Source organism: Blastococcus sp. SYSU DS0539 (assembly GCF_054050855.1).
On sequence record NZ_JBJHAF010000003.1, the window covers coordinates 364561 to 379031 of the forward strand.

14 protein-coding genes are annotated in these 14471 nt (G+C 75.5%); 9 read left to right on the forward strand and 5 right to left on the reverse strand.

From position 1 onward, the window contains the following. Positions 1-27: 27 nt before the first annotated feature. Positions 28-1680: an FAD-binding oxidoreductase gene (locus ACI790_RS06000; protein WP_456568874.1), complete on the forward strand. Its 1653-nt coding sequence runs from the start codon at positions 28-30 to the stop codon at positions 1678-1680. Between the two features lie 21 nt (positions 1681-1701). Here ACI790_RS06000 and ACI790_RS06005 read toward each other — a convergent pair whose 3' ends face one another. Continuing rightward, positions 1702-2469, reverse strand: coding sequence for an SDR family oxidoreductase (locus ACI790_RS06005; RefSeq protein WP_456568875.1), 768 nt, complete (start codon positions 2467-2469; stop codon positions 1702-1704). A gap of 107 nt (positions 2470-2576) precedes the next feature. Between ACI790_RS06005 and ACI790_RS06010 the strand changes: the two genes are divergently transcribed. The 3 genes from ACI790_RS06010 to ACI790_RS06020 all read left to right on the forward strand — a co-directional run bounded on the left by ACI790_RS06010 (position 2577) and on the right by ACI790_RS06020 (position 5855). After that, the gene (locus ACI790_RS06010) at positions 2577-3800 is read left to right on the forward strand and encodes an arginine deiminase (RefSeq protein ID WP_456568876.1); all 1224 of its coding nucleotides are present in this window, start codon (positions 2577-2579) and stop codon (positions 3798-3800) included. Positions 3801-3996: 196 nt separating this feature from the next. Beyond that, positions 3997-4425 (forward strand): hypothetical protein, encoded by a 429-nt coding sequence (locus ACI790_RS06015; RefSeq protein ID WP_456568877.1) that lies wholly within the window; start codon positions 3997-3999, stop codon positions 4423-4425. Beyond that, a complete protein-coding gene (locus ACI790_RS06020; RefSeq protein ID WP_456568878.1) occupies positions 4422-5855 on the forward strand; it encodes a M20/M25/M40 family metallo-hydrolase in 1434 nt (477 codons plus the stop codon). The genes ACI790_RS06015 and ACI790_RS06020 overlap by 4 nt, the downstream gene beginning before the upstream one ends. Before the next feature lie 169 nt (positions 5856-6024). Here ACI790_RS06020 and ACI790_RS06025 read toward each other — a convergent pair whose 3' ends face one another. Together ACI790_RS06025 and ACI790_RS06030 are read right to left on the reverse strand one after the other, a co-directional pair. Further along, positions 6025-6297: a hypothetical protein gene (locus ACI790_RS06025; RefSeq protein WP_456568879.1), complete on the reverse strand. Its 273-nt coding sequence runs from the start codon at positions 6295-6297 to the stop codon at positions 6025-6027. A gap of 72 nt (positions 6298-6369) precedes the next feature. Beyond that, positions 6370-7299 carry a DUF5926 family protein gene (locus ACI790_RS06030; protein ID WP_456568880.1) on the reverse strand — a complete coding sequence of 310 codons (930 nt, stop codon included), beginning with the start codon at positions 7297-7299 and terminating at the stop codon, positions 6370-6372. 57 nt (positions 7300-7356) lie between these two features. Between ACI790_RS06030 and ACI790_RS06035 the strand changes: the two genes are divergently transcribed. Together ACI790_RS06035 and ACI790_RS06040 are read left to right on the forward strand one after the other, a co-directional pair. Then, on the forward strand, positions 7357-8565 hold the full coding sequence (locus tag ACI790_RS06035) for a cytochrome P450 (protein ID WP_456568881.1): 1209 nt from the start codon (positions 7357-7359) through the stop codon (positions 8563-8565). 146 nt (positions 8566-8711) lie between these two features. Further along, complete coding sequence (locus ACI790_RS06040; RefSeq protein ID WP_456568882.1) at positions 8712-10328, forward strand: long-chain fatty acid--CoA ligase; 1617 nt, start codon at positions 8712-8714, stop codon at positions 10326-10328. 72 nt (positions 10329-10400) lie between these two features. On the opposite strand, the gene ACI790_RS06045 is transcribed toward ACI790_RS06040, so the two are convergent. After that, complete coding sequence (locus ACI790_RS06045) at positions 10401-10730, reverse strand: rhodanese-like domain-containing protein (RefSeq protein ID WP_456568919.1); 330 nt, start codon at positions 10728-10730, stop codon at positions 10401-10403. Positions 10731-10830: 100 nt separating this feature from the next. Here ACI790_RS06045 and ACI790_RS06050 point away from each other — a divergent pair, with 100 nt between their 5' ends. Together ACI790_RS06050 and ACI790_RS06055 are read left to right on the forward strand one after the other, a co-directional pair. After that, entirely contained in the window at positions 10831-11367 is a 537-nt protein-coding gene (locus ACI790_RS06050) for a PH domain-containing protein (RefSeq protein ID WP_456568883.1), read from the forward strand. After that, positions 11364-12815 (forward strand): PH domain-containing protein, encoded by a 1452-nt coding sequence (locus ACI790_RS06055; RefSeq protein ID WP_456568884.1) that lies wholly within the window; start codon positions 11364-11366, stop codon positions 12813-12815. The genes ACI790_RS06050 and ACI790_RS06055 overlap by 4 nt, the downstream gene beginning before the upstream one ends. A 102-nt stretch (positions 12816-12917) precedes the next feature. On the opposite strand, the gene ACI790_RS06060 is transcribed toward ACI790_RS06055, so the two are convergent. Further along, positions 12918-13643 carry a response regulator gene (locus ACI790_RS06060; RefSeq protein ID WP_456568885.1) on the reverse strand — a complete coding sequence of 242 codons (726 nt, stop codon included), beginning with the start codon at positions 13641-13643 and terminating at the stop codon, positions 12918-12920. 62 nt (positions 13644-13705) lie between these two features. On the opposite strand from ACI790_RS06060, the gene ACI790_RS06065 reads away from it, so the two are divergent. Then, positions 13706-14443 (forward strand): sensor histidine kinase, encoded by a 738-nt coding sequence (locus ACI790_RS06065; RefSeq protein ID WP_456568886.1) that lies wholly within the window; start codon positions 13706-13708, stop codon positions 14441-14443. Positions 14444-14471: the final 28 nt, after the last annotated feature.

The window sequence follows — 14471 nt, forward strand, 5'->3', positions numbered from 1 at the left end:
GGGCTGCGGCACCGGCAGACTGTAGCCGTGCCCGAGCAGCCGGAACTGACGATTCAGGGCTGGGGTCCGCGCCCCGCCTCCCCGGGGGACGAGGGCCTCGACGGTGCCCTGCCCAAGGCCGCCCGCCGGTACCTGGGCCGGGAGCTGGGCTGGGAGCCGCGAGCCACGCCACCCGCCCCGGTGGACGAGATCCGGCTCGCGCCCTGCCGGCTGCCCGAGGAGGCACGCGCGGCGCTGGCCGGCCTGCTCGGCGAGGACAACGTGCACACCGACCGGAGCTCCCGGCTGCGCCACGCGGGCGGCAAGAGCTACCTGGACCTGCTCCGCCGGCGGGAGGGGGACGCCTCCGACGCCCCCGACGCCGTCGTCCGGCCCGGCACCACCGAGGAGACCGTTGCGCTGCTCGCCCTCTGCGGGGAGCGCGGGATCGCCGTCGTGCCGTTCGGCGGCGGGACGAGCGTCGTCGGCGGGCTGGCCGGCGTGGACCCCGACGACCGGCCGACGATCGCCGTCGACCTGGGCCGCATGGCGTCGGTGCAGTCCCTCGACGTGCCGTCGTCCCTGGTCACCGTCGGGCCCGGGATCCGCGGCCCGGCGCTGGAGCAGGCGCTCGGCCGGGAGGGCCTGACGTTCGGCCACCTGCCGCAGAGCTGGGAGTTCGCCACCCTCGGCGGCTACGCGGCGACCCGCTCGGCCGGCCAGTCCTCCACCGGGGTCGGCCGCTTCGACGACCTGGTCGCCGGCCTCACGCTGGCCACGCCGTCCGGGGTGCTGGAGCTGGGGCACCCGCCCGCGTCGGCCGCCGGCCCCGACCTGCTCGGCCTCGCGCTGGGTTCGGAGGGCACCCTCGGCGTCATCACCGAGCTGAGGCTGCGCGTCCGCCCGAAGCCCACGGCCAGCTCCTACGAGGGCTGGTCCTTCCGCACCTGGCCGGCCGGCCTGGCCGCGCTGCAGGCGCTGGCCCGGCACGACCTGCTGCCCGACGTCGTCCGGCTCTCCGACGCCGACGAGACCCGCGCCAACCTGCTCATGGCGTCCGGGGCCGGGGCGAAGGCGCTGCGCGGGAACCTGCGCGCCCGCGGGCACGGCGAGGGCTGCATGCTCGTGGTCGGCTGGGAGGGCGTGCCGGACCTGGTCCGGGCCCGGATGCGGGCGGCGGCCTCGGTGCTGCGCGACGGCGGTGCGATCCGGCTCGGCCGCCGGGTCGGCCAGTCCTGGCGCGCGCACCGCTTCGAGGCGCCGTACCTGCGCGACCGGCTGATGGACCACGGCCTGCTGGTGGAGACCCTGGAGACGGCGGCCACCTGGACGGCGCTGCCGACCGTCTACGACGCGACCCGCCGGGCGCTGCGCGAGTCGCTCAGCCGCGGCGGACACCGGCCGCTGGTGCTCAGCCACCTCTCGCACGGCTATCCGACCGGGGCCTCGCTGTACCTGACGGTGATCGCCGACCGGGACGACGCGCTGCCCATCCAGCAGTGGCTCGCCGCGAAGCGGGCGGCGACCGACGCGCTGCTGGCCGCCGGCGGCACGCTCACCCACCACCACGCCGTCGGCGCCGACCACCGCCCCTGGCTGGAGCGTGAGGTCGGGCCGCTCGGCGTCGAGGTGCTGCGCGCGGTGAAGCGGGAGCTGGACCCGCAGGGCATCTGCAACCCCGGCGTCCTGCTCCCCGACTGACCGACCGGCCGGCGGGTGGGGTCAGGCGGTGGTGGCGATGCCGCCGTCGACGGGGATGACCGCGCCGGTCACGTAGGCGCCGGCCCGCGACGAGAGGTAGACGACGACGCCGGCCATGTCGTCGGGGCGGCCGATGCGGCCCAGCGGTGACTTCGCGGCGATCTCGGCCCCGAAGGCGTCGAGCGTGGCGGCCATCATCTTCGACTCGAAGGGCCCGGGGGCGACGGCGTTGACGGTGATGCCCTTGGGCCCGAGCTCCTTGGCGAGCACCCGGGTGAGGTGGTGCAGCCCGGCCTTGCTGGCGGCGTAGGAGTAGGTCGGCATCGGGTTGACGTGCAGGCCGTCGATGCTGCCGACGTTGACGATGCGCGCCGGGTCCCCGTCGGCCGTCGCGGCCTCCAGCTTCGGCAGGAAGGCGCGGGTGAGGAAGAACGGCGACTTCAGGTTCAGGTCGAGCAGCTTGTCCCAGGCCGACTCGGGGAAGGTCTCCAGCGGCTCGCCCCAGGTGGCCCCGGCGTTGTTCACCAGGATGTGCACGCGCTCCTCGGCGCGGCCCACCTCCTCGGCGAGCCGGACGCACTCGGCCTCGGTGGAGAGGTCGGCCGGGATCGAGATCGCGGCGCCGAACTCCGCGAGCTCCGCGACGGCGGCGTCCCCGGCCTCGGCCTTGCGGGAGCTGATGTAGACCTTCGCCCCCGCCTGCAGCAGCCCGCGGGCCATCATCAGGCCGATGCCGCGGGTGCCACCGGTGACCACAGCCACCTTGCCGGTCAGGTCGAACAGGTCCACGGGTACCTCCGGTTCGGCGTCGCGGAACCGGGATCGGCACCGCCCCCGGCACCCTAACGAGGGTCGCGGCGGGCGGCGCCGCGGCCGGGTGTGCCAGCCTGGCAGCCGTGATCGAGCCCGCCGCGACGTCCGGTGTCACCAGCGAGGTCGGCCCGCTGCGCACCGTGCTGCTGCACCGGCCGGGCCCGGAGCTGCGCCGGCTGACCCCCCGCAACAACGACCAGCTGCTCTTCGACGGCGTCCCCTGGGTGGCCCGCGCGCAGGAGGAGCACGACGCGTTCGCCCAGGCGCTCACCGACCGCGGCGTCGAGGTGCTGCACCTGGCCACGCTGCTCGCCGAGGTCCTCGCCGTCCCGGCCGCCCGGACCGAGCTGATCGGCGCCGCCGTCGACGACCCCCGCCTGGGCGCGACCCTGCAGCGCAACGCCACCCGGCACCTGGCGGGCCTCTCTCCCGAGGACCTCGCCGCGGCGCTGATCGCCGGCGTCGCGCACGACGAGCTGCGCGGCTCCGGGCTGGCCTACCAGCTCATGGACCGGTCGGACTTCGTCGTCCCACCGCTGCCCAACCTGCTGTTCACCCGCGACTCCTCGGTGTGGATCGGCGACGAGGTGGCGGTGACGTCGCTGGCCATGCCCGCCCGGCACCGGGAGAGCACGATCACCGCCGCGATCTACACCCACCACCCCCGCTTCTCCGGGGCGGAGCAGCTGTACGGCGCCGCCCTGGAGCACCTCGAGGGCGGCGACGTCCTGCTGCTGGCCGAGGGCGTGGTGGCCGTCGGGGTCGGCGAGCGGACGACGCCCGGCGGCGCGGAGCGGCTGGCCCGGCGGCTGTTCGCCCGCGGGCTGGCGCACACCGTGCTGGTGGTCCCGATCGCGCAGGAGCGGGCCACCATGCACCTGGACACCATCGCCACGATGGTCGACGTCGACGCGATGGTCATGTACCCCGCGGTCGCCGACTCGCTGGTCGCCTGGACGGTGACCGCCCCGTCCGGGATCACGGACGACGCCGACACGACCGACCTCGCCGTCAGCGGGCCGCAGCCGTTCCTCACCGCCGCCGCGGCCGCGATGGGGATCGACAAGCTGCGTGTCATCGACACCGGCCTGGACCCGGTCACCGCCGAGCGCGAGCAGTGGGACGACGGCAACAACACGCTGGCCCTGGCGCCGCGGCTGACCGTCGCCTACGAGCGGAACACCGTCACCAACGCCGCGCTGGAGGCGGCCGGCATCGAGGTGGTGCGGATCGCCGGCTCCGAGCTCGGCAGCGGCCGCGGCGGCCCGCGCTGCATGTCCTGCCCCGTCTCCCGCGCCCCCCTCTAAGCCTTTCCGCGGAAAAGCACCGGAGGGTTTCCGCGGAAAAGCGCAGGAGGGTTTCCGCGGAGAAGCGGGCCGGGCCGCCGGGCCGGCGTTACGACCGGGGGACGGCCGGCGATGCCGCACCCGCGGAGGTGATCACGGCCACTACGCTGCCGACTTCCCGCGCCGGGCCCGGCGCCTCGGCGAAGGGACGCGCGCGGTGGCACGCACGGACACGGCACGGCGGACCGGCCGGATCGCGGGGATCGGCGGCGGGCTCGTCGGCCAGATGCTGGCCTGCATCGCGATCGCCGGGCTCGGGTCCGGCGCGCTCGTCGCCGCGCTCCCCGCGGCCGCGGTCGCGGCGGCCCCGGTGGGCCGCACCGCCGTGGCCACCGGTCTGACCAACACCACGAAGGTGCTCGGCGGGTCGTTCGCCTCCGCCGCCTTCGCCATCGCGCTGGCCTCCAACGTCCCCCTGCTCGCCGACGGGTCGGCGGGCACCGCGGGCTCGTTGTCCGGCTACATCACGGTGTGGGTGGTGTGCGGCACGGCCGCGCTGCTCGCGGCGCTGGCGCTGCTCGTCGTCCCGAAGCTCGCCTTCTCCGACCCGTCGGCCACCGCACCCGCTGAGGAGTTCCGAGCATGAAGCGCACCGTCGCGGTGGCGGCCGCCGCGGCGGCCGTCACCACCACGGCCCGGCGGGTGGCCCGGTTCCGCCCGGACGACCGTCCGGTCGCCCCGGTGGACCTCAGCGGTCTGGACGCCGACGCCGCGGCCGGGCGGCTGGCGGAGCTGATCCGCATCCCGACGGTCTCCTCGCGGAACCCCGCCGAGGTGGACCGGGCGGCGTTCGAGACCTACCGCGCCCGGCTGGCCGAGCTGTACCCGCGCACCCATGCCGCGCTGGAGCGGGAGGTGCTGGGCGACGGCGCCCTGCTCTACCGCTGGCGCGGGACCACCGGCGAGCCGCCGCTGGTGCTGATGGCGCACTACGACGTCGTCCCGGTGGCCGGGCAGGAGTGGGCGCGCGACCCGTTCTCCGGCTCGATCGAGGACGGCTGCGTGCACGGCCGGGGCGCGATCGACCACAAGGGCTCGATGGTCGCGATCCTGGAGGCGGTCGAGGCGCTGGTCGCCGACGGGTTCACCCCGCGGCGCGACGTCTACCTCTCGTTCGGCGACGACGAGGAGGTGGCCGGCGTGGGGGCGCGGCTGGCGGTCGAGGCGTTCACCTCCCGCGGCATCCGGCCCTGGGCGGTCATCGACGAGGGCGGCGCCGTGGTGAGCGGGATGTTCCCGGGCGTCCCCGGCCAGGTCGCCGTCGTCGGGCTGGCCGAGAAGGGCCTGCTCGACGTCGAGCTGGTGACCACCGACGCCGGCGGGCACGCCTCCTCGCCCACCCGCGGCGGCGCGCCCGCGCGGCTGGCGAAGGCGATCCTGGCGCTCGAGGAGGACCCGTTCCCGGCCCGGCTGCCCGACGTCGTCCTCGGCATGATCGACGCCGTCGGCCGGCGGGCGCCGCTGGGCTACCGCGCGCTGTTCGCGCACGCCGCCCAGCTGCGGCCGGTGCTGGCCGAGGTGCTGGCGCGGGCCGGCCGGGAAGCCGGCGCCATGGTGCGGACGACGGTCGCCGTCACCCGCCTGGAGGGCAGCCGGGCCAGCAACGTGCTGGCCACCCGGGCACTCGCCCACCTCAACATCCGGATCGCGCTGGGCGAGACGGTGCAGTCGACGGTGAACCGGCTGCGGCGCGTGATCGACGACCCCTCGGTGGAGCTGCGCGTGGTGTCCGGGAACGATCCGTCACCGGTGTCCCGCGCGGACAACGAGGCGTTCGCGCTGGTCAGCGCGGCGGCGCGGGCCACCTACCCCGACGCCGCCGTCGCGCCGTACGTGATGGTGCAGGCCAGCGACGCGCGGCACTTCAGCCAGATCTGCGACAGCGTCTACCGGTTCATGCCCTTCGACCTGAGCCGGGAGGAGCTGTCCGCGCTGCACGCCGCCGACGAGCGCATCTCGGTCGCCGCCCTGCACCGGGGCGCGGGCTTCTTCCGGCACCTGATCCGGAGCGTCTGAGGCCCCGGCCCGCCGGAGCCCCCGGCCCACACCGCGGCGGGGCCGAGGTGGCAGCCGGGCCGCGGGGTGTTGCACGGGCAGTCGGTCTCTGCCCACTCCTGCGGGGCAGAGTCCGACTGCGCAGGGAGCACACCTGCGCCGGCGCGGCAGACGGCGGTCTGCGAGGCGGTCAGCGGAGACCGCGCCGTCCGCGGCGGAGGTTGAGCACCAGGGCGACGGCGGCGAGCGCGGCGGCACCCAGCAGGAGCACCCGGTAGCCCCACGGCAGGTCGGTGAAGAAGGACAGCACCCCGGTGACGCCGCAGACGAGCAGCACCGTCGCGGCGAGGAAGGTCAGCACGCTCCGGCCGCCACCGGGCGGCGGCGCGAACGCGCCGGCCGCCGTGGCGTCGGCCGGGGGTCGCGGCTGCTCGTTCCGGGCGGCGTCGGATCGGTCCTCCATGACCGTCCGCGTACCCCTGCCGGAGCGCGGCATGCGCCGTCCCCGCGCCCCGGGGGCACGGGGACGGCCCGGTCAGCGCAGGGTGATCTGGCGGGAGAGCAGGCCGGCCCGCGCGCGACGCTCGTCGGCGTTCAGCGGGGCGGTCTCGGCCAGGGCCTGCTCCAGCCGTGCCTGGAACTCCGTCGCCGGCCCGGCCCAGTCCGCGGCCGGGGTGTCGGCGGGCAGGTCCCAGACCGGGACGACGAGCCCGTGCGCCCGGAAGGCGCCGGCGTACCGGGTGCCCTCCCCCAGCAGGATCTGCTCGGCCGCCGACAGGCGGGCCAGCGCGTCGAGCAGCTGCTCCTCCTTCTCCGGCCGCACCCAGCGCAGGTGCGCGCGCTCGTTGCCGGGGCGCACCCAGTAGGCGGCCTCCAGCCCCTCGAGCCGGACGGTCGGCAGGATCGACTCGTTGGCCTGCTGCAGGCCGGCCCGCGCGGCCGCCCCGGGCTCGGTGCCCTCGAGCCAGAAGTCGAAGGTGTCGTGCACCGTCACCTCGAGCGGGACGGTGACGTCGAGGACCTCCTGCAGCCGCGGGCCGGCCGAGCCGGCGCCGCCGATCGGGCCCGGGTCCACCGGGGCGCCGGCGGGGGCCTCCAGGGCGGCCGCGACGGCGGTGCCCAGGTCGCGGCTGACGTCGTCGGACGACGTCTGCAGCTGGGCGCCGACGAGGATCTCGCCGGTGGCGCGCACCAGCGCGGGGGCGCCGCCGGGCAGCACGCTGGCCAGGGTGATCTCGCGGCCGTCGGTCGTCCTCAGCGTCGCCGTCGCCGCCGGCACCAGCTCGCGCAGCGCGACCCAGTCCGCCTCGCCGGGCAGGCCCTCGAACGGGCGGGTGACGACGGGCGCGTAGCCGGAGCCGTGGCAGTGCTTGTAGCGGCGGCCGGACCCGCAGGGGCACGGAGCCTTCGGGTTGACGCCGTCCCCGGCGACGGCGGTGGTGGAGGAGCGCTTGCGGGAAGCCATGCGAGCAGCGTAGGTGGACCCGCCGACGGGCCGGGGCGCACGCCTTACGCTCGGCGCGTGACCCTGGCCGTCGAGCCCCTCGACCTCACCGCCCCGTCCTTCGTCGCCGACCCCTACCCGGCGTTCGCGCGGGCCCGGGCGCAGGCGCCGGTGCAGTGGCACGAGGGGCTGGGCCTGTGGCTGGCGTTCACCCACGCGGAGTCCAACGCGGTGCTGCGCGACCGCCGGCTGGGCCGCATCTGGGCCGACCGGGAGCCCGGCGACCGGTTCGCGAGCTTCAACCTGATCCACCGCAACGCCATCCTCGAAATGGAGCCCCCGAACCACACCCGGCTGCGGCGGCTGATCACCAGCGCCTTCGCCCGCGGGCACGTGGAGCGGCTGCGGCCCTGGGTGGAGGAGCTCGCCGGGCGGCTGGCCGGCGAGCTGGTCGAGCGCTCGGGCGGGTCCGAGCCGGTCGACCTGCTGACCGGGATGGCCGAGCAGCTGCCGGTCGCCGTCATCGCGGAGCTGCTGGGCGTGCCCGAGGCGGACCGCCCGCTGCTGCGGCCGTGGTCCAACGCGATCGTGAAGATGTACGAGTACGACCGCACCCGGCAGCGGGAGGACGACGCCGAGCGGGCCGCCGACGAGTTCGTCGCCTACCTGCGCGAGCTGGCCGCCGACCGCCGGCGGCACCCCGGCGAGGACCTGGTCAGCCACCTGGTGAGCGTCCGTGACACCGACGGCGACAAGCTCACCGAGGACGAACTGGTCACCACCTGCATCCTGCTGCTCAACGCCGGCCACGAGGCGACGGTGAACGTCACCGGCAACGGCATGCTCGCGCTGCTGCGCCACCCCCAGCAGCTGGCCCGGCTGCGCGCCGACCGCTCGCTGCTGCCCGCCGCGCTCGAGGAGCTGATGCGCTTCGACCCGCCGCTGCAGCTGTTCGAGCGCACCGCCACCGCCGACGTCGAGATCGGCGGCGTGACCGTGGCCGAGGGGCAGAAGATCGCCGCGCTGCTGGGCGCGGCCAACCACGACCCCGCCGTCTTCGCCGCGCCCGACACCCTCGACATCACCCGCACCGACAACCCGCACATCTCCTTCGGTGCCGGCATCCACTTCTGCATCGGCGCCCCGCTGGCCCGGGTGGAGCTGCAGGCCACGTTCGGCGCGCTGCTGGACCGGGCGTCGGAGCTGGAGCTGGGCGGGGAGCCGGTGCGCCGTCCCGAGTTCGTCATCCGCGGGCTGGAGACCCTGCCGGTCGTCCTGACGCCGTGACGTGACCGTCGACGAGGTGCTCACCGAGCACGCCTGACCCCCCACGCCGGCGGGTCGCCGTCCTCGCGCTGCAGCCCGAGGCCGGCGTGCCGGTGGTCCCGTTGCTACGGCTGGAAGGTGAGTGCGGTCACTGGCAGGATCCGGTCATGCGTGGCTTGATGCAGGACTACCCCCTCACGATCGACTCGATCTTCCGGCACGTCGAGCAGCACTACGGCGACGGCACGATCGTCACCAACAACCCCGGGGGCGTCACCCGCGCCACCTACGCGGAGTGGGCGCAACGCACCCGCAAGCTCGGCGGGGTCCTCGACACCCTCGGCATCAGCGCCGACGGCCGGGTGGGCACCTTCGGCTGGAACAGCCAGCGCCACCTGGAGCTCTACTTCGCCGCGCCGTGCACCGGCCGCGTGCTGCACACCCTCAACGTGCGGCTCTTCCCCGAGCAGCTGACCTACATCGCCAACCACGCGGAGGACGAGGTCATCTTCGTCGACCGCACCGTCCTGCCCCTGCTGTGGCCGCTGATCGACACCATGAAGACGGTCCGGCAGGTCGTGGTCATGGACGACGGCGGCGACAACGAGATCCCCGACGACGCCCGGATCCTCGACTACGAGGCGCTCCTGGCCGACGCGCAGCCGGTCGAGTTCTCCGTCACGGACGAGAACTCCGCGGCCTCCATGTGCTACACGAGCGGCACCACCGGCAACCCGAAGGGCGTCGTCTACTCGCACCGCTCGACGTTCCTGCACACCATGGGCGTGATGGCGCCGAACGCCTTCGGCCTGGGCATCCGCGACGTCGCGATGCCGGTCGTGCCGATGTTCCACGCCAACGCCTGGGGCATCGCGCAGGCCGCCCCCGCCGCCGGCGCCTCGCTGGTCATGCCGGGCGCGCTCATGCAGCCGGAGGCGATCGCCAAGCTGATCGTCGACGAGGGCGTGACGTTCACCGCCGGCGTCCCGACCATCTGGCAGGGCGTGCTCCCCCACCTGGCCGGCCGGCCGCACAAGCTGCGCGACATCGGCTGCGGTGGGTCCGCCGTCCCCAAGGCGCTGAGCGAGGCCTACCGCGAGCAGGTCGGCATCCCGATCCTGCAGGCGTGGGGCATGACCGAGACCCACCCGGTCGCCTCCTCCGGCGTGCTGCCCAGGCGCTACGAGGACGCCGACGACGAGACGAAGGCGGCGCAGCGCGCCCGCGCCGGCATCCCGTTCCTCGGCGTCGAGGCCCGCATCGTCGACTCCGACACCCTCGAGCCGCAGCCGTGGGACGACAAGGCCACCGGCGAGCTCCAGGTCCGCGGCCCGTGGTGCGCGCAGGACTACTACAACCCCGACGCCGGCGTGGAGCTCACGACGCCCGACGGCTGGATGAAGACCGGTGACGTCGCCGCGATGGACGAGTTCGGCTCCATCCGCATCGCCGACCGCACCAAGGACCTGATCAAGTCCGGCGGCGAGTGGATCTCCTCGGTCGACCTGGAGAACGCGATCATGAGCCACCCGGCGGTGAAGGAGGCCGCCGTCGTCGGCATCCCGCACCCCAAGTGGGACGAGCGCCCGCTGGCCTGCGTCGTCCTCAAGGAGGGCGAGAGCGCGACCGAGGAGGACATCCTCGAGCACCTCAAGCCGCTGGTGGCCAAGTGGTGGATGCCCGAGGCCGTCGAGTTCATCGACGAGGTGCCCAAGACCAGCGTCGGCAAGTTCTCGAAGAAGGACCTCCGCGCCAAGTTCGCGGAGTACGAACTCAAGAGCTGACGGCCCCACCGGCACAGGGGGCTCTGCCCACGTTCCGGCGGCCGAGCCGCAGGTGGGGCTTCCTGTGCCTGGTCAGCGCACGAAGGGGGGTTCGCCGGTCTCGCTCACCATGGGCTTGCCGGCGGCCTCCCACTCGCCCATGCCGCCGCCGACGTTGACCGCGTCGAAGCCGTTGGCGTTCAGCCACGCGGCCACCCGGGCCGAGCGGCCGCCGCCGCGGCAGGTGACGTAGAGCGGGTCGCCCTCGGGCAGCTCGTCGAGCTTGGCCGGGACGTCGCCCATCGGGATGTGGGTGGCGCCCTCGATGTGGCCGTGCACCCACTCGTCGTCCTCGCGGACGTCGAGGATCACGGCGTCCTCGGGCAGCTCGGAGGCGGGCACGGTCGGGACCTGCTGCGGCATCACGCCTCCCATGGTGCCAGTGCTCCCCGTTCCCGCGACCGGGCGACGGCTCCGCCACGGACGCCGCTGTCCGGGCCGGGCGCCTGCGAGGATGAGGGCGATGTCCCCGAGCCACCGGGCCGCCCCGCGGACCGCTCCCCCGTCGCCCGTGCGCGAGCCCGCCTGGGAGCTGCCCCGGTCGGCGATCGGGCTGTGGGTGACCGAGAGCGTGTTCAGCGCGATCCTCATGTGGCTGGCCGTCGGCGCCTTCCTGCTGTTCGCGCCCTCCGACGGCGGGCCGCTGCCGCTGCTGCACCGGGTGCTGCCGGTCGCCGCGGCCCTCTACGCGGTCGTCGCGATGGGCATCCGCCCGTGGTTCAAGCACCGGGTGTACCGCTGGGAGATCACCGCCGAGGCCGCCTACACCCGCACCGGCTGGCTCACCCAGACCTGGACCCTGGTGCCGATCTCGCGGATCCAGACCGTCGACGTCACCCGCGGCGTGCTCCAGCAGCTGTTCGGCCTGGCCACCGTCGCGGTGCTCACCGCCTCCAGCCAGGGCACCGTGCGGATCTCGCACCTGGAGCACGACGTCGCCCAGCGCGTCGCCGACGACCTCGCCCACCGCGCGGAGCAGGTCCGGGACCAGGCCACGTGACCGCTCCCCCACCCGCCCGGCGCACCTCCCCCCGAATCGTGCTCGTGCACACGATCACCTTCCGGCAGGCCCGGCAGTTCGTGCCGGTGCTCATCCCGGTCGGCGCCGCCACCGGGTTCGGCGGCGGACCGGCCACGGTCGTCGCCCTCGTCCTGGCCGTCACCCTGTTCTCCCTGGCCGCCGCGGCCGTGACCTGGTGGCGGTTCGGCTACACCGACGGCCCGACGGCGGTCGTCGTCACCCGCGGCCTGCTGTCCCGCTCGGTGCGCACCGTGCCCAACGACCGCATCCGCGGCGTGGAGGTGGAGGCGCCCGCGCTGCACCGCCTCTTCGGGCTGGTCCGGGTCCGCATCGACGCCGCCGCCGGCACCGCCGGGCAGGAGGAGGAGCTGGTCGTCGACGGCGTTCCGCGCGCCGAGGGCGACCGGCTCCGCGTGGCCGTCCTCACCCACCGCTCCACCCCGGTGGCGCAGCCCGACGGCGACGCCGCGGCGCCGCCGGAGGAGGAGCTCTCCCGCTGGGACAACCGGTGGCTGTTCTACGCGCCCCTGGTCGGCAGCTACCTCGCGCTGCCGCTCGCCGGGATCGGCGCGCTGTTCCGGCTGGGCGAGGAGCTGCCCGACGACCTGCTGGGCGACGTCCTGGACGTCGACGTCCCGTCCGGGTGGGTGGTCGGCGCGGTCGTGGTCGGCATGGTGCTGCTGGTGCTCGCCGGGTCGGTCATCGGCGCCGCGATCGTCAACTGGGGCTTCCGGCTGGTCCGGCGCGGCAGCACGCTGGTGGCGGTGCGCGGGCTGCTCACCCGGCGGCACACCGAGCTGGAGCTCGACCGCATCCGCGGCGTCGCCGTCTCCGAGGGGCTGGGCATGCGGCTGGTGGGCGCCGCCCGGGCCGGCGCGCTGGTCACCGGCCTCGGCGACGCCGAGCGGCGCGGGCAGCTGCTGCCGCTGGGCCCCCGCGACGACGCGTGGACGCTGACCCACCGGCTGGTCGACGACCCCGGCCCGCTCCGCGCCCACCCCTCGGCCGCGCTGCGCCGGCGGATCGTGCGGGCGCTCACCGTGGGGCTCGCGGTCGCCGCGGGCGGGGCGGTGCTGCTGGCCACCACCGGTCGCTGGGACGTGCTGGCGGCCGGCATCGCGCTCACCGTCCTCGGCGTTCCGCTGGCCTACGGCCTCTACGGGTCGCTCGGGCACGCGGCGGGCCCGCGCTCCTTCAGCGTGCGGCGCGGCTGGCTGGTGCGCGAGCAGGTGGTGCTCGAGCGGCGGGCGGTCGTCGGCTGGGAGATCCGGCAGTCGTTCTTCCAGCGGCGCGCGGGCCTGGCGACGGTCACCGCCTGCGTGGGCGCCGGCAGCGGCGGCTACGCCGCCGTCGACATGGCCGCCGGCGACGTCGCCGCGTTCACCCGCGCCGCCTCCGGGCGGTGGGCCGGCGCGCTGGAGCGGTAGCGGCGGGACTGCCGCCGGGCGGGAGGAAGGTGAACCTTTCCTGCCCCGCGGTTGGCGGTCGCGGCCCCGGGTAGCTGGCCGGTCGATGTCCCCTCGGCGAGCTCATCCCGCGAGCCCGCCGGGCTGCCCGCCCAGCCCGCGGCCGGACTCCTTCCCGATGCCCACCCGGCCGGCCAGCGCCGCCGCCTCCACCCGCGTCGCCACGTCCAGCCGCCGCAACAGGTGCGCCACCAGGCGCTTGGTCGTCCGCTCCGAGACGTGCAGCGTCGTCGCGATGTCCACGGTGCTCGTGCCGTTGGCGATCAGCCGCCACAGCCGCCGCTCGTCGGCGGTCAGCGTGTCGGCGATGCTCTGCTCGCCGGACGGCGTCGCCTCGTCGAGCAGCTGGCGCAGCACCGCCTCCGGCAGCACCGACCAGCCGTCGAGGACGGCGAGCAGCGGCCGCACCAGGGCGTCCGGGTCCGCGGTCTTGGGCAGGAAGCCCGACGCCCCGGCGCGCAGCGCCTCGATGGCGGCGTCGGCCTCGGCCAGCCCGGAGAGCGCGACCACCCGGACCAGCGGGTCGGCCCGGCGGATCGCCGCGATGGCCCTGGTCCCCCCGGGCGGCGGCATGTGCAGGTCGACGATCGCCACGTCGGCGTGGTGCCGGCGGACCAGCGCCGCGGCGGCCGACGCGTCCTCCGTCGTCCCCACCACCCGGACCCGGCCTCCGCTGAGCCCCGGCAGCAGCAGGCTCAGCCCACGCGTGAACAACGGGTGGTCGTCGACGACGACCACGTCCACCGGCGGCCTGCGGTCAGCAGCGGTCGCGTCGTCGGTCTCGCCCACATCGCTCCTGACGGTCGGTGCGTCTCCCGGCGCCTCCCGGCCGGACCTCCGAGGAGGTGCCCGTGACCCTGGCTGCCGACACGCAGGCGTCCACCCGTAGCCGCGGACTGCTCGACGATCTCGCCCGCGTGCTCCGCGCGCACCTCCCGCGCCGGCGCCGCGTCCGCGCTCCCGAATCGGAGGCGCCCAGCCCCGAGGACGCCGTCGTCCGGGCGCTCTGCCACGACATGCGCACCCCGCTGGCGTCGCTGGAGGCGGCGCTGGGCTCCCTGGACCGCGCCCCCGCCCAGGCCGCCGAGCTGCTCGCCCTCGCCCGGGCGCAGACGGCCCACCTCTCGTCGATGCTGCGCACGGCGGACGCGACCGGTGGCGCGGTGCGGCGGTCCCCGGCCACCCGCCGCCTCGGCGACGTCCTCCGGGCCTCGGTGGCCGCCTCGGGGCTGCCCCGGTCGCAGCTCGTGCTGGAGGTCGACGACGACGCCGGGGACGTCGGCGTCGCGGACGCCCGCGTGCAGCGCATCCTGATCAACCTGCTGGAGAACGCCCACCGCCACGGGAACGGCGCCCCGGTGCGGCTGCGGGTGACCACCCGGGCCGGCTGGGTGGACCTGGCGCTCAGCCAGACCGGCGTCCCGGTGGACCGGGTGGTCCAGCACCTGCAGACCTCCCGCCCGCCGGTGGACCTCACCGGCCTCGGGCTGTGGTCGGTGCAGCGGCAGGCCGGCGAGCTCGGGGGCCGGGTGCTGTGGTTCGAGGACGGCGAGACGTTCACCCTCCTGGTGCAGCTCCCCGACCGCTGACGAGGTTGGCACCGGCGGGCCACCGGAC

What these genes read in the sequence shown, in the direction of transcription:
- ACI790_RS06020 (WP_456568878.1), top strand. Translation starts at nt 4,422, where the DNA reads ATGAAGCGCACCGTCGCGGTGGCGGCCGCCGCGGCGGCCGTCACCACC.
- ACI790_RS06025 (WP_456568879.1), bottom strand. Translation starts at nt 6,297, where the DNA reads ATGGAGGACCGATCCGACGCCGCCCGGAACGAGCAGCCGCGACCCCCG.
- ACI790_RS06030 (WP_456568880.1), bottom strand. Translation starts at nt 7,299, where the DNA reads ATGGCTTCCCGCAAGCGCTCCTCCACCACCGCCGTCGCCGGGGACGGC.
- ACI790_RS06040 (WP_456568882.1), top strand. Translation starts at nt 8,712, where the DNA reads ATGCGTGGCTTGATGCAGGACTACCCCCTCACGATCGACTCGATCTTC.
- ACI790_RS06045 (WP_456568919.1), bottom strand. Translation starts at nt 10,730, where the DNA reads ATGCCGCAGCAGGTCCCGACCGTGCCCGCCTCCGAGCTGCCCGAGGAC.
- ACI790_RS06050 (WP_456568883.1), top strand. Translation starts at nt 10,831, where the DNA reads ATGTCCCCGAGCCACCGGGCCGCCCCGCGGACCGCTCCCCCGTCGCCC.